This is a genomic window from uncultured Rhodospira sp. (assembly GCF_937138205.1).
Classification (GTDB): Bacteria; Pseudomonadota; Alphaproteobacteria; order Rhodospirillales; family Rhodospirillaceae; genus Rhodospira.
The window spans coordinates 60,437-73,363 of record NZ_CAKZOT010000091.1; the positions used below are offsets into that span (position 1 = coordinate 60,437).

Annotated in this window: 13 protein-coding genes; 8 read left to right on the top strand and 5 right to left on the bottom strand. The window is 70.3% G+C overall.

Annotation, left to right across the window (positions count from 1 at the left end; genetic code table 11):
* Nucleotides 1–27: 27 nt before the first annotated feature.
* The 6 genes from Q0309_RS13415 to Q0309_RS13440 are packed head-to-tail and all read left to right on the top strand — an operon-like array spanning nucleotide 28 to nucleotide 4,389.
* Entirely contained in the window at nucleotides 28–708 is a 681-nt protein-coding gene (locus Q0309_RS13415) for a hypothetical protein (RefSeq protein WP_299441949.1), read from the top strand.
* A gap of 51 nt (nucleotides 709–759) precedes the next feature.
* The gene (locus Q0309_RS13420) at nucleotides 760–1,578 is read left to right on the top strand and encodes an acyl-ACP thioesterase domain-containing protein (protein WP_299441952.1); all 819 of its coding nucleotides are present in this window, start codon (nucleotides 760–762) and stop codon (nucleotides 1,576–1,578) included.
* 57 nt (nucleotides 1,579–1,635) lie between these two features.
* Nucleotides 1,636–1,926 (top strand): nucleotidyltransferase family protein, encoded by a 291-nt coding sequence (locus Q0309_RS13425; RefSeq protein WP_299441955.1) that lies wholly within the window; start codon nucleotides 1,636–1,638, stop codon nucleotides 1,924–1,926.
* Complete coding sequence (locus Q0309_RS13430) at nucleotides 1,923–2,282, top strand: DUF86 domain-containing protein (protein WP_299441958.1); 360 nt, start codon at nucleotides 1,923–1,925, stop codon at nucleotides 2,280–2,282. The genes Q0309_RS13425 and Q0309_RS13430 overlap by 4 nt, the downstream gene beginning before the upstream one ends.
* Complete coding sequence (locus Q0309_RS13435) at nucleotides 2,279–3,088, top strand: hypothetical protein (RefSeq protein WP_299441961.1); 810 nt, start codon at nucleotides 2,279–2,281, stop codon at nucleotides 3,086–3,088. Before Q0309_RS13430 ends, Q0309_RS13435 begins: the two co-directional genes overlap by 4 nt.
* On the top strand, nucleotides 3,085–4,389 hold the full coding sequence (locus Q0309_RS13440; RefSeq protein WP_299441964.1) for an ABC transporter ATP-binding protein: 1,305 nt from the start codon (nucleotides 3,085–3,087) through the stop codon (nucleotides 4,387–4,389). The genes Q0309_RS13435 and Q0309_RS13440 overlap by 4 nt, the downstream gene beginning before the upstream one ends.
* Before the next feature lie 363 nt (nucleotides 4,390–4,752).
* Here Q0309_RS13440 and Q0309_RS13445 read toward each other — a convergent pair whose 3' ends face one another.
* The 4 genes from Q0309_RS13445 to Q0309_RS13460 all read right to left on the bottom strand — a co-directional run bounded on the left by Q0309_RS13445 (nucleotide 4,753) and on the right by Q0309_RS13460 (nucleotide 9,669).
* Entirely contained in the window at nucleotides 4,753–5,862 is a 1,110-nt protein-coding gene (locus Q0309_RS13445; RefSeq protein ID WP_299441967.1) for a hypothetical protein, read from the bottom strand.
* Nucleotides 5,863–6,170: 308 nt separating this feature from the next.
* Complete coding sequence (locus tag Q0309_RS13450; RefSeq protein ID WP_299441970.1) at nucleotides 6,171–7,373, bottom strand: glycosyltransferase; 1,203 nt, start codon at nucleotides 7,371–7,373, stop codon at nucleotides 6,171–6,173.
* A 19-nt stretch (nucleotides 7,374–7,392) separates the two neighbouring features.
* The gene (locus tag Q0309_RS13455; protein ID WP_299441973.1) at nucleotides 7,393–8,988 is read right to left on the bottom strand and encodes a trehalase family glycosidase; all 1,596 of its coding nucleotides are present in this window, start codon (nucleotides 8,986–8,988) and stop codon (nucleotides 7,393–7,395) included.
* A gap of 108 nt (nucleotides 8,989–9,096) precedes the next feature.
* Nucleotides 9,097–9,669, bottom strand: a complete 573-nt coding sequence (locus Q0309_RS13460; protein ID WP_299441976.1) for an HPF/RaiA family ribosome-associated protein — start codon at nucleotides 9,667–9,669, stop codon at nucleotides 9,097–9,099.
* 267 nt (nucleotides 9,670–9,936) lie between these two features.
* Here Q0309_RS13460 and Q0309_RS13465 point away from each other — a divergent pair, with 267 nt between their 5' ends.
* Nucleotides 9,937–10,731, top strand: a complete 795-nt coding sequence (locus Q0309_RS13465; protein ID WP_299441979.1) for a CBS domain-containing protein — start codon at nucleotides 9,937–9,939, stop codon at nucleotides 10,729–10,731.
* Nucleotides 10,732–10,751: 20 nt separating this feature from the next.
* Nucleotides 10,752–12,155 carry a lyase family protein gene (locus tag Q0309_RS13470; RefSeq protein ID WP_299441982.1) on the top strand — a complete coding sequence of 468 codons (1,404 nt, stop codon included), beginning with the start codon at nucleotides 10,752–10,754 and terminating at the stop codon, nucleotides 12,153–12,155.
* On the opposite strand, the gene Q0309_RS13475 is transcribed toward Q0309_RS13470, so the two are convergent.
* Nucleotides 12,152–12,619 (bottom strand): phosphate-starvation-inducible PsiE family protein, encoded by a 468-nt coding sequence (locus Q0309_RS13475; protein WP_299441985.1) that lies wholly within the window; start codon nucleotides 12,617–12,619, stop codon nucleotides 12,152–12,154. The two genes, Q0309_RS13470 and Q0309_RS13475, sit on opposite strands and share 4 nt — an antisense overlap.
* Nucleotides 12,620–12,927: the final 308 nt, after the last annotated feature.

Here is a 12,927-nt window from a genome sequence, read left to right on the forward strand (position 1 = left end):
GGGCCGACAGCAAGCGGCGATACCCCCATGGCGCGTCATCCGTCGGCCAAACCCGAAACGCCTGGATCCGGTCCGCGCGACCCGGTGCGCCGCCGCCTGTTGCGCGGCGCGGCCGGCGCGGCCGTGCTGGGGGCAATCCCGCTGACGCTGGCCGGGTGCACGGATCCGCCGCGCCGGCCCCAGTTCCCCACCCTCGGGTTCTCGCACAAGACGCCGTTCTTGTTCCGGGCGGCGCGGGTCGAGGTCCGCTCGGAATACAGCCGGCCCAATCGCCCGCCCCATGTCGAGCACCTGATGCCGCTGGCCCCCGACCGCGCCGCCGGGCAGTGGGCCGAGGACCGGCTGCAGACCAACGGCGACGAGGCCGCCCTGGTGCGCTTCACGGTGCACGAGGCCAGCGTGGTCGAGAAAAAGCTGACCGTGGAACGCGGCCTGAGCGGTCTGTTGAAGAACGAGCAGGCGGAAAGCTACTACGCCCAGCTTGACGCGACGGTCGAGGTGGTGGACGCGCTGACCGGCATCGCCCTGGGCGCCGCCACCGCCAAGGTCTGGCGCAGCCAGACCCTGGCGGAAAGCGCCACGGCCAACGAACGCGACGAGATGTGGTTCGCCCTGGTCGAGACCCTGATCGGCGACTTCGACCGCGCCATGGAAGCCCGCATCACCGACCACCTGCGCGACCACCTGGTCGGAGGACCGGGGATATGATCGCCGCCGTGTTTGCAGGACCGACCCGCCGGACCGGGGGGCCGCCGGTTCGTGCTTGAGTGTCCCCCGCCGCCCGACTGGTCCGCCGTGGCCGGGGCCGAGCCGTCCGCCATCGCCAGCCGCCTGTCGTTTCCCGTGCGTGTGCGCGAGACGGGGCCGGACGGCCGCATGGGCCTGCACGCGCTCGCCGACCTGTGCCAGGAGGCCGGCGCGGTCAACGCCACCCGCTTCGGCCAGGGGTTGGAGGACACCATGGCGCGTGGCGTGGTCTGGGTGCTGAACCGCGCGCGCTTCGCGGTGCACCGCCATCCCCGCTTCGGCGAGACCGTGACCGTGGAGACGTGGCCATGCGGCCTGGAACGCCGGGGTGCGCTGCGGGTCTATCGCATCAGCGTCGAGGGCGTCGGGGTGGTCGCCGCCGTCGCCACGGTGTGGTCTCTGTTCGACTTGGCGAAGCGCCGGCCGATGGCTCGGCCGGAGACCGTGTTGCACACCCTGCCGGAGCCCGGTCCGCGCCTGCTGCCCACGCCCGCCATGCTGCCCGCCGAGGCCGAGGCGGACGGGGGTGCCGGCGCGGATGGACCGGCGGCCGTCTACCCGGTGCATCCGGCGCAGATCGACGTCTACGGCCACGTCAACCACACGCACCTGATCGCCTGGAGTCTGGGCGAGACCGGGGCCGTCGTGCCGGGACCGTTCTGCCCGCGCGAGTTCCTGATCGGCTTCCGGGGCGAGTGCCGGCCCGGCGACCGCGTGGCGGTGCGCCGTGCGGCCGGCGCGGGGGGCCTTGTGCGCACCTCCCTGGCCACCGAGGCCGACGGCCGCGAGATCGTGCGCGCGGCGGCGTGGTATGGGGAGGTGCCCGGTTGACATCGTCTCTGCGGTCTCGATCATGTGCGGGACTCCTCGTGCGCATTGAGGTCCGCCATGCGTCCGTCCGAAGCGTTGCAGGCCCACCGAAAGGCCATCCGCCAGGTGGTGGCGGCTCACCGCGCGGGCAATCCGCGTGTGTTTGGCTCCGCCCTGCATGGCAATGACGTCGAAGGCAGCGACCTTGATCTTCTCGTCGATCCCACGCCGGAGACGACCCTGTTGGACATCGGGGCCATTCGCCACGAGCTCTTCTTGCGTCTTGGGGTCCCCGTTGACGTACTGACGCCAAAGGCCTTGCCGGAGCGCGTCCGGGCCGCCGTGCTGGCCGAGGCGCGCACGATATGAGCCGCGATATGCCGCGGCTGGGTGAACTCCTGAGACATATCCTGGAAGCCATCGCGCGCATTCAGATGTACACGGCTGATGTCGACAAAGAGAGCTTCCTGGACAGCGCAATGGTGCAAGACGCTGTGCTCCGGAATCTCGAGATCGTTGGCGAAGCTTGCCACAGCGTGGAAGCACGGTTTCCGGAATTTGCTGGACAGCATCCGCACGTGCCGTGGGCCGCCGCGTATCAGATGCGTAATGCAATAGCCCATGGGTATTTTGTCGTGGACCTGGATATCGTCTGGACCACCATTCAAGCAGACCTACCAGAACTCAAAGAAAAAATTCTTAGGCTATTAGAGGGGTTGCGGTGATCGCGCGGCAGGCGAAGTCGGCGACGCTGCGGGCTGCGGAGACAAGGGCCGTCCTCACCTCCGCGATCAACGTCGCCCGCGCGCTGTCGCGGCGAGAACGGTTGGCGCGCGCGCGGCGGGCGGGGCTGGGGTCGGCGGGGGAGGTCCTGGGGCCGTTGTGGCCGCTGCTGGTGTACCTGCCGCTGGTGGCCGGCGGCGCCCTGCCGCGCCCCGAGGCGATTTCGCCGCTGACCTACGCGGCGCTGGGATACTGGACCTGGAGCCTGCTGGTGGACGCCGCCCTGGCCCCCGCGCGCGGGCTGGGCACGTACCGCGCGCCTACCGTCGCACCGGTGGCGGCGGTGCTGGCCGGGCTGCTGGACGCCGGCCGGCGGACCGCCGTGCGGACGGTGATTCTGTGGCCTCTCGCGGTCATCGCGGCCGGCGGCGTCGATCCGCTGGGCAGCGCCTGGGCGCTGGCTGCTCTGGGGCCGGCGCTGGCTCTGGCCGGCGGGATCGGGCTGATCCTGGCCCTGTGGGCGGCGCCGTGGCCGGACGTGCCGGCGGGCGCCACCACGGCGGCGCGGCTGACCCTGCTGCCCAGTCTCGTCTTGTTTCCGCTGCCGGAGACCGCCTGGGCCTGGGCGGCGACGGTGCTCAATCCGCTGGCGGTGTTCACCGACGCCGCGCGGGCGCTGGCCTTGACCGGCGGGATGCCCCAGGCCGGCGCCGTGGCGGCCTGGAGCCTGATCGGCGCCGCTGCCCTCACCCTTGGCCTGCGCGGGTTCGTCCGGCTGAAACCGCGCCTGCACGATGCCCTGGCATGAGTGACACCGTTCTGACCCTGGAGGACGTCACCAAGCGCTTCGCCACGGGCGCCCGCGCCGACCGCCGCGCCTGGACGCGGCAGGTGTGGCGGGCGCTGGTGGGGCGGGGTCCGCTGCCCGCCCTCGACCTCGGTCGGGGCGTGGTTAAGGCCTTGGACGACGTCTCGCTGACCGTGCGGCGCGGCGAGGCGGTCGGCGTCGTCGGCCTCAACGGCGCCGGCAAGACGACCCTGCTGCGGCTGGCCGCCGGGCAATGGGCGCCGGACGCCGGGCGGGTGGCGCGCGTGGGCCGGCTGGCGACCATGATCGACCTGACCGCCGGGTTCTCGCCCTCGCTGACCGGCCGCGAGACCATCCCCCTGGTGGGCGCCCTGATGGGGCGCACGCGGGCCGAGATGGCCGCCGCGACACCCCACATCGTCGACTTCTGTGGGTTGGGAGCCGCGCTCGACCGGCCGGTGGGCGGCTATTCCAGCGGGATGGCGCTGCGCCTGGGCTTCGCCATCGCCGTGCACAGCGACCCCGACCTGCTGCTGATCGACGAGGGCCTGTCGGTCGGTGACTTCCCGTTCCGGCAGAAATGCCTGGCCCGCATGATGGCGCTGCGCGAGCGGGCGGCCGTGGTGCTGGTGTCGCACGCCCTGCCGGAGGTGGCGCGGTTCTGCGGCCGGGTCGTGGTGCTGGACCGGGGGCGGGTGGCGTTCGACGGCGGTGTCGAAGAGGGATTGGCGCTGTACCGCCGACTGGCGGAGGGCGACGCGCCGGAGGCCGCCGCCAGCGACGACGGCGTGCCCGGGTTCCTCAAGCCGCTGTTCCGGGACGAGGCCCGCGTCGATCCGCTCGCCATGGCGTGGCTGGACGGGCAGGGGGCGGAGGTGTCGGCCGTGCCCTTCGGCGCGCCTTTGGTGCTGCGATTGCGCGCACGGCTGCGGGCGCCGGTGCGGGCGCTGAACGTGGGCGTGCCGCTGTATGCGCCGGACGGCACCCGGGTGACCGGGCTGGCCAGCGACCTGGCGCACGCGCCCGTGGCCGCCGAGGCCGGCGAGACCGTGGCGATTACCCTGGCCCTGCCGGCGCCGCGCCTCAACCCCGGCCCGTGGCACGGGGTGGCGGTGTTGCACGACGGCCCGGGCACGCTGGCGCGCCAGCCACTGCCGCCGCTGACCGTCACCGGCGGCCCCAGCCGCCACTGGGGCCACTGGACCCCGGAGGCGGCGTGGACGGTGCGGGTCGAGGAGCAAGGCGCGTCATCTTTGGATGCCGTGGGGATGACATCCGCGACGTCGGCACCGAGCGCCTGAACCCCCCCCTCCCTCCCGGCCTTCCCCATGAATGGGTGAGGAGTCGAGTTCGCGCGCTCCGATAGGCCGGAGCGCGGCCCGCGAAGCGAGTGCGGATCGGACTCCCCCCGTTTATCCCCAATTCCGCAGTTGGGCTCCAAACTGCGGAATGTGGGATAAGAAAATGTCATCCCGAACGCTCCGGAAGGGGCGGAGGCATCTCGGGAAAAGGCAAAAAAAAGGGTCCGGCGAACGCGTCAACCCATACGTCGGCGGGTATTGGGTCCCCACTGCGTCATGCCAGCGAATTTGCGCTTGACCGATCGGCGAACCCGTCGCAACCGTGGTTTGGAGGCGACGGTTTCCGGCCCGGTATTCGCGCCATCACCCGGCCCCGGCCGGAGTCAGCAGACTCGAAATATGGAGCAGCAGATCCGTCTGCCGCCGGGTTCCGGTCTTGGCGAACATCGCCTGCAGGTGGTTGCGGGCGGTGTTGCGGGAGGTGCCAAGGGTTGCGGCGGCCTCGCCCAGGGCCTCGCCGCGCGCCAGCAGAAGGGCGAGACGGCATTCGGCCTCGGTGAACCCGTACACCCGCGCCAGTGTCGGGCCGAGATCGGCCGGCACCGCCCGGGGGTCGCGCAGGTAGAGCACGGCGGCGATGTCCGGCGACGCGGGCGTCCGGCCGGCTGCGGTGGGAATCACCTGGGCGAGAAGCGGCACCCGCCCCATGGCGGGACGAAGCCTGGCATCGCTGCTGTCCCCCCGCAGGGCGCGGCGCAGGGCGTTCGCGAACGGCCCCCGCGATTGTGCGTCGACGGGGCACGGCCAGCCGTCTTCCAGGGTCAGGATGCCGCCGTCGGCCAGCATCGCTCGCGCCTGCCGGTTGGCCTCGACGACGCGCCCGGCGCGGTCAAGGGCCAGGATGGCCCAGGGCAGGTGATCCGGCGTCCAGGGCGTCGCCCCCGCCGCCGGCGCCGGGCGTCGGACCCGCCGGGCCAGCCGCCAGGCGTTGCCGAAGGCCGGCCCCAGGCGGGCGAATGCCGACAGGGCGCCCGGCGTCGGCGGTCCATGGCGGCGTTCAAATTCCACCGACACGAAGAGCGAGCGCTCGCCCTCGTCATGCACCCTCATGCCGATGAAATACCGCAGGCCGTGGCGCCGGTTCAGCCAGTCGTAGAACTCGTGCCGGCTCATCGTGCGTTCGTCGATGAACATGGCCTCGTGGACCAGGAATCCCGGCGCATGGCGCATCGCCGGGCGGATGCGCGGATTGATCCGGATCATGCGCTCCTGGTATTCGCGCTCGCCCGCCTCCAGGCCGAATCCCACCCAGGGTCCAATGCGGCCGGTTCGCCGATCGCACTCGTAGGCGACACCGCCGGCGGCGCCGAAGGCCTCCGTCATGGCCCGTACACTGGCGGCGAAGTCGGTCTCGCCGGCCGAAGCCGGCAGCAGGCGAGCGTACACGCCATCAAGAGCCGGTTCCGAGGACATCGCCCTCAACTCCCGTGCCGAGTGGCATCCTGTCATGGACCATCAGAGCGGCCCGTGTTCGGACAGGGTCACCGATAAGCCCACAAACGAAATGGTACCAGGGCGATCGCTAACGGTCGAACAGTTTGCCGCCCCCCGGCGGGGTGTCCGGTGGTGGCCGGCGTCGATGGTGCAAGTGTCCCAGGCGGGGCTGTTGTCCAGCAAAACAGAGCGGCGCCAGGCTTGACGGTGCGCGGTCATCCGCGTTCGCCACGACGCACGACGGGCCGGACCCATGGTTGGGGCAGCGCCCCCTTCGAACCGATCCGTCATCCAGCACTCGTATACCGGTCGAGCAGCGTCCGGACGGTTCGGGTCCAACTGAAGGTGTCCTCGACGTGGCGGCGCGCCGCGCGGCCCATGGCCTCCCGCTGGGCGGCGACGCTCACGATGTTGTCGGCCATGGCCGCCACGTCATCGACCGCGCCCAGGGCGCCCAGGTCCGGCGGCACCCGGTCGCACAGGGCGCCGGCCTCGACCCCGACCACCGGCAGCCCGCAGGCTTGCGCCTCGATGACCGACAGGCCGAAGGTCTCATGCGGCCCGGCGCTGACGTAGACGTCCGCCGAGGCCAGCAGCCGCGCCAGATCCATCTTGTCGGCCTGGAACGGCAGCAGGCACAGGTCCGGTCGGTCTTGCGCCCGCGCCTCGACCTCGTCCCGCAACGGCCCGTGCCCCACGAGGCAGAGAATGGCGCCGAGGTCTTTCGGCAGACGGTCCAGTGTCTCGAGCAGGGTCAGCACCCGCTTTTCCTGCGACAGGCGCCCGGCAAAGATCAGCACCAGATTGTCCGGGCCGGCCCCCAGCGACGCGCGGGTCTCGTCGTTGCGCTGGCGTGGGTGGAACGTCTCCAGGTCGACGCCGAGGTGGACCACCTGAACGTCCTCGACGCCGTACTCCTTGAGACGTGCCGCCTGCGCGTCCGACGGTGCGAAGGCGTAGTCACAGTTTTCGAACACGGCGCCGATGTAGCGCTCGATACCGGCCGCCGCCACCTCGGAAATCCGGTCGCCCAGGCTCGCCCACACCGAGTCCCCGTCCGGCAGCCAGTCGCGCGCCATCGTCCGGAGCGGCGCGGCGACATAGGCCTCCGCCACGTCCGTATGGAAGTAGCAGCCCATCACACAGTCCGCCCCCTCCTCCCGCAGCTTTTTCCGGGCCGAGATGGCGCCCCACGCCTCCAGATAGTAGCTGCCCAGCTCGATGACCTCCGGGCGATGCTCCAACAGGACCTCGCGGATTTTGTGCGGCCGGATGAAATAGCGATAGGTGTCCTGCCCCGGCATCAGCGGGCTTTCGATCTGCACCGTGGTCAGCCGTCCGTCGCGATGCGTGCGGTCCTGGTCGCCCGGGATAATGAGCAGGTGGTCGTGCTCGGTGTGCTCCCGCAGGTACCGACGCTTCTCGTCGATATAGGTGCGGATACCGCCGCTACTTTCGTTATACGCGAGGGTTATGTCGCACAGCTTCATGGGCAGCCTCTCGGGCATGTTATTGGGACGGCGCCAACAGAAGGTCCTGGCCGAAGCGGAGATCAAACGGTGTCTCGCCCCACGGACCAGTGGCGCGGCCGGACACCGCGCCGCCCTCGGAGACGTCCACGCTGACCTCCAGGTCTTCGCGTGGCAGGGTGAGCCGGAAGCTCTGCCCGGCGGCGCGGGCCGGGAACCGTGGCGTGATCGCCAGGCCCTCTGGCCGGCGCCGCAGGCCGAACAGCGTTTCAATGACCAGGGTGTTGACCAGACCCGACCAGCCGACGAAATCGCCGACCGGCAATCCTCCCAACGTCATGCGCTTCCAAAGGTTCCCTTTCTTGCGGTGAAGAGTTTGGATGCCATGTTGCTGCGGGTCGTAGAACTCGTGCACGTGTCCGGTCAGACGGACCGTCCGGTAGACGCCGTCGCACAACCGGAACGCCAGTTCGGCGGCCGTCTCGACGTAGCCGTACCGGTGCAGGCCCTCGACCACGGCAAAGGCCGTGTTCAGCCACACCGGGCCGCGCCACATGTCCTTTTCGAACGCCGCGTCCGACAGGGCGACCGACGGCAGGGGGATCAGAGTGTTGAAGGATTCCGGGTCGACGATGTGCGCGTGCAGGCGCGCGGCTTGCCGCGCGTCGGGAATGCCCGCCCACAGGGGCAGCAGGGAGGCGATGCTGCGGCTGCGCACGAAACGGCCGCTGGCGGTGTCGCGGTCGAAGTACAGGCCCTCGTCCTCATCCCACAGCGTCCGGTTGACCGCCTCCCGCAGAGCCGTCGCGTCGGCCTCGTGGGTCGTGGCGTCGGCCTCCCGGCCGAGGCGCCGGGCCATCGCCGCCAGGGCCTCGCACTTAAGCACCATGTACGCACAGAAGTCGGGCGCCGCCACGCGCCGCGTGTCCCGCAACGTTCGCTCGTCGCGCGATCCGAACCGGGGCGCGTTCTCGACGCCGGACTCGTAGGCATGGGCCCAGGCGAACAGTCCGTCCGCCGTCCGCCGATGCGTGTAGAGCCATCGCTTGTAGTCGCGGAGCGGCGCGTACATCGCCGCCAGCCAGGGGTCGTGGACCTCCGGCGTGGCGCTGTGGGCCAGCCGCTCGAGGCTCCAGGCGATCAGCGGCGGCTGCGTAAAGGGTGAGCGCGCGAAATCGGCGATGAAGTGGCGCAGGCGGTCGCCGTCGCGCCCGTCAACGACGGACCGGAGCACGTCGGCGGCCACCGAGGGATCCCACCACGCCCAGATCTGGGCGATGAAGGCGGAATCCCACAGATAGATCGCCGGGAAGGACGGCGCCGGATGGGCATGGCGCCAGGCCGAAAGGTGATCGGGCTTTTGCAGATTCAGGTACAACGCCGCGTTGACGGCGGCGAAGCCCTGGTCCCAGGCCCGCGCCATCTCGTCCGGCCCGGTGACGGCGAGCACGGGCGGCGGATGCTCGATCGCCTTGGCCGCCATCAAGGCCTGGGTCAACTCGGCCGGGGCCGTCCGCCGTAAACGCCGGAACAGGCGGGAGAGGACAAAGTGCCTGAGCCCGAACCAAACCACACGGGCCAGACGGCGCGCGTCGACCATGCCGCGCCTGAGGCGTCGCGCCGCGACCCGGCCCATTTTCACCACTCGTTTGACCATGGGCTGTCAGAAAACCTTTGAGATTATCCGCGAGGGGACCGGCGCGACCGGCGCGGCGTTGATGAGGGCGGACCAGCGTGCGGCGCCTTACCGGCCGATGGCAAGCGGGCGCACGAACCGCGCCTGCGGGCCATACGCACCTTCCGCCTCGGCCACCGCGAAATGGATCGCGTCGCCTTCCGTGATATCGTCCAACGTCGCGTCCTCCAGCACGGCCTCGTGGAAGAACAGGTCCGGTCCCTCGGCGCGTTCGATGAAGCCGTGCCGCTGGGTCCGGTCCAGGTGCCGCACGCTGCCGGTGGACTCGCCCTCGCTCGCCTGCAACAGGGGCTTGTCGTTGCGACGGCCAAGTTCCTTGTCCAGGCGGCGCACCATCTGGTTCATCGCCCGGGTGACGGCGTTGTAGACGCCATGGGACTCGTGGCGGTGGCGGTGCTCCACCGTGGCGCGGGTGAACAGGTGCTGGCCGCGCAGATGCACGTCCACGTGCACCTCGTCCACGTCCGACGCGCCGTGCTGCTGGGCGCGTTCGATCGACACCCGGGCGCTGATGACGTCCTTGCCGAACCGGTCGAGCTTGCCGGCTTCCTCGTGAATGAACGCCCCCAGGGCATCGGAGGAGCTCATGCCGTGAAAGGCGACTTCAAGAGACTGTTCCATGGTGTGCCTTCGCTCTTCCGCGTCGTCAGATGGGATGGGGTCGGATGGGATGGGGCGGCCGCGCGCCGGGCGGGCGGCCCATGCGGGCCGGCCGCACCGACACGGACCTGTCTGGTCGCCGCCGGATCGCTGGCGGTCGACTAGAAAACGCGCGCGGACCCCGGTCCGTTCCAGGCCGTGTGACCAATCCCCCGCGCTGGAACCTTTGCCCGGCTGAGCCGTTGGTTTTTTGAAGAGCAAACCACCTGTTCAGTAGGGATCGCAATCATGCCCACGGAGCAGCCCACCACCGCCGAGACCCCGTTGCTGCGCTATCACCTCGGGCTATGCACGCCGATGGAACTGTTGCAGCGCCCAGAGTTGTCGGACCGCGACAAGCTGGCCGTGCTGCGCCAATGGGAACACGACGCCATCGAGTTGATGGTGGCCGACGAGGAGAACATGGGCGGCGGCCACTCGGCGCCGCTGTCCGACATCCGCGAGGCCATGCGCCGGTTGACGGCGGCCGACGACCAGACCCCGGACGCCGACGGGAGCGAAACCATGGTCCGCGAGGTCATGACACGGTCGGTCAAGACCGTGCACGCCGACAACCGCATTCGCGAGGTCGCCCTCCAGATGGCCGAGTTCAACGTCGGCCTGTACGTCGTTCTCGATGGCGAGACGGTCGCGGGGATTGTGACCGACCGCGACATCACGGTCCGCGCGGTCGCCCACCGCCTGGATCCCGATACGCACGCGGTGGCCGACGTCATGACCAATCGCGTCGTCGCCTGCTCGGACCGCGCGCCCATCGCCGAGGCGGCCGACATCATGACCCGCGAAGGGTTGCGCCGCTTGTGCGTCGTGGATGAGGGCGGCGGCCTGGTGGGTCTCGTCTCCCTGACGGATCTGGCCCTTGGCGCCAACGGGGACGCGACCATCGGCCGTGTCCTGCGGGCCATCACCCGGTCGCCGGCCTCGGGCGGCCCGGACGCCGGCCAGCCGAGCAGCCGGCACACCGAAAGCAATCAACCGGGCGGACTGCACGTCTACAGCACGCGTCCGGTGGTGCGGACCTGATCACGGCGGGAAAAAACGACATGACCACGACGCATCGCGAGGAGACAGACAGTCTCGGCGTCGTGCGCGTACCGGCCGACCGCTACTGGGGCGCGCAGACCCAACGTGCGCTGGAGAACTTTCCCATCGGCGTCGAGCGGATGCCGTCGCCCTTGATCCACGCCCTGGGCGTGCAGAAGCAGGCGGCGGCGCGGGCCAACATGGCCATCGGCGATCTGGACGCCGACCTTGGCGCGGCGATCGAGACGGCGGCGCGCGAGGTGGCCGACGGCCTGCTGGACGACCACTTCCCCCTGCCCGTCTGGCAGAGCGGCAGCGGCACCCAGACCAACATGAACGCCAACGAGGTGATCGCCAACCGCGCCAACGAGCGCCTGGGGCAGCCCCTTGGCACGCGCGCGCCGGTGCATCCCAACGACCACGTCAACCGCGCCCAGTCGTCGAACGACACCATTCCCACGGTCATGCACCTGGCCACCCTCTTGGAGATGCGCGACCGCCTGCTGCCGGCGCTGGAGCATCTGCGCGAGGTGTTGCGCGAACGGGCCACGGCGTTCGGCGAGCGCGTCAAGAGCGGGCGCACCCACCTGCAGGACGCCGTTCCCGTCACTCTGCGCCAGGAGTTCGAGGGCTACGCCGCGCAGGTCGCGGGGGCGGCGGCGCGGTTGAGGCGCCTGTCGGACGATCTGTTGCCGCTGGCCCAGGGCGGCACGGCCGTGGGCAGCGGCCTGAACTGTCCGCCCGGCTTCGTGGACCGGTTCCTGGACGAGGTTCGCGCCCTGACCGGGCTGGCGGTGACGCGCACCCCCGACCACTTCGCCGCCAACGCGTCCCACGATGTGTTCGTGGACCTGTCGGGCGCGCTGGGCGGCATGGCGGCGGCGCTGAGCAAGATCGCCGGTGACATCCGCTTCATGGGCTGCGGCCCCCGCTGCGGCATCGGCGAGCTGACGCTGCCGGCCAATGAACCCGGCTCGTCGATCATGCCGGGCAAGGTCAACCCGACCCAGGTGGAAGCCCTGTTGATGGTCTGCGCCCAGGTCGCCGGCAACCACGGCGCGGTGATGCACGGCGCCGCCGGCGGGCAGATGGAGTTGAACACCTACAAGCCGGTCATCATCCACAACGTCCTGACCTCGATCCGCCTGCTGGCCGATGCCGCGCGGTCGTTCGCCGACCGCTGCGTCGCGGGATTGGAGCCGGTGGACGCGCGGCTTGAGGAACTATCCGGCCGCTCGCTCATGCTGGTCACCGCGCTGGCGCCGGCCGTGGGCTATGACCGGGCCGCCGAAGCCGCGCACAAGGCCGCGCACGACGACACCACCCTGCGCGACGCCGTGCTCTCCCTGGGGCTGCTTGAGGCGGCGGAGTACGACCGGATCGTCGATCCCCGCGCCCTGGCCCTTGGCGGGCGCGAGGATTAGCGCTTTTCGCCCGTTCCGGCTTCGCCCGCTGATACGGCCTCGACCGCATCACCGTCCTCGCTGGACCGACGCCCCGTCGGCCGGTCTCCGAACCCACGGTCCACCAACCCGCGCAGCACCGGCGAGCGCATCAGCACCAGGCCCAGGGCCAGGATCAGGATGGCGATCGCCTCGAAGAAGATCGCGCGCGGGTCCATGTCCTTACTCTGCAACACGATCAGCCGCGACAGCGCCGTCATGGCGATCAGGATCGGATACAGGAACGCCGCCCGTTCGCGCGCGTAGTAGACCTTCACCATGCTCAGAACCTCGGCGTAGAGGAACAGCAACAGAATGTCGGCCAGGGTGACCGTGCGGCTCTGGACCACGGACCAGAGCTCCAGGCCCACCGCCGCGAGGGTCATGACGACAACAAGGCCGAGCAGAATCTGTTCGGTGAAGCCGATCAGCCGCGTCGGGCTCATGGGCGCCTCCAAAGGGATAGGGATCGGGACCCGGCCGCATGATCGCGGCGAGCAAAGGGGGGCCGGCGGACCCGGCGCGTGCGTTGATCCCGTGGCAACGCCCCGTGGCCCGGAAGGTTCCAGGCCCCCACGCATCACGGGCGGATACGCCGTCCCGGCCCGTGTCGCGCCGACGAGCGCGCCACATTGTGACCTTCCTGCGTCTTTTGGATGATACCCTTTACATCCGACGGCATACTCCCAAAGTATAGGTCTTCGATGGCCGGGCCATGGAACGCTTGACCCCGGCCGAACGTTTCCGTCCCATG

What these genes read in the sequence shown, in the direction of transcription:
- Q0309_RS13440 (WP_299441964.1), top strand. Translation starts at nt 3,085, where the DNA reads ATGAGTGACACCGTTCTGACCCTGGAGGACGTCACCAAGCGCTTCGCC.
- Q0309_RS13455 (WP_299441973.1), bottom strand. Translation starts at nt 8,988, where the DNA reads ATGGGCCGGGTCGCGGCGCGACGCCTCAGGCGCGGCATGGTCGACGCG.
- Q0309_RS13450 (WP_299441970.1), bottom strand. Translation starts at nt 7,373, where the DNA reads ATGAAGCTGTGCGACATAACCCTCGCGTATAACGAAAGTAGCGGCGGT.
- Q0309_RS13445 (WP_299441967.1), bottom strand. Translation starts at nt 5,862, where the DNA reads ATGTCCTCGGAACCGGCTCTTGATGGCGTGTACGCTCGCCTGCTGCCG.
- Q0309_RS13415 (WP_299441949.1), top strand. Translation starts at nt 28, where the DNA reads ATGGCGCGTCATCCGTCGGCCAAACCCGAAACGCCTGGATCCGGTCCG.
- Q0309_RS13425 (WP_299441955.1), top strand. Translation starts at nt 1,636, where the DNA reads ATGCGTCCGTCCGAAGCGTTGCAGGCCCACCGAAAGGCCATCCGCCAG.
- Q0309_RS13465 (WP_299441979.1), top strand. Translation starts at nt 9,937, where the DNA reads ATGCCCACGGAGCAGCCCACCACCGCCGAGACCCCGTTGCTGCGCTAT.
- Q0309_RS13460 (WP_299441976.1), bottom strand. Translation starts at nt 9,669, where the DNA reads ATGGAACAGTCTCTTGAAGTCGCCTTTCACGGCATGAGCTCCTCCGAT.
- Q0309_RS13475 (WP_299441985.1), bottom strand. Translation starts at nt 12,619, where the DNA reads ATGAGCCCGACGCGGCTGATCGGCTTCACCGAACAGATTCTGCTCGGC.
- Q0309_RS13470 (WP_299441982.1), top strand. Translation starts at nt 10,752, where the DNA reads ATGACCACGACGCATCGCGAGGAGACAGACAGTCTCGGCGTCGTGCGC.
- Q0309_RS13430 (WP_299441958.1), top strand. Translation starts at nt 1,923, where the DNA reads ATGAGCCGCGATATGCCGCGGCTGGGTGAACTCCTGAGACATATCCTG.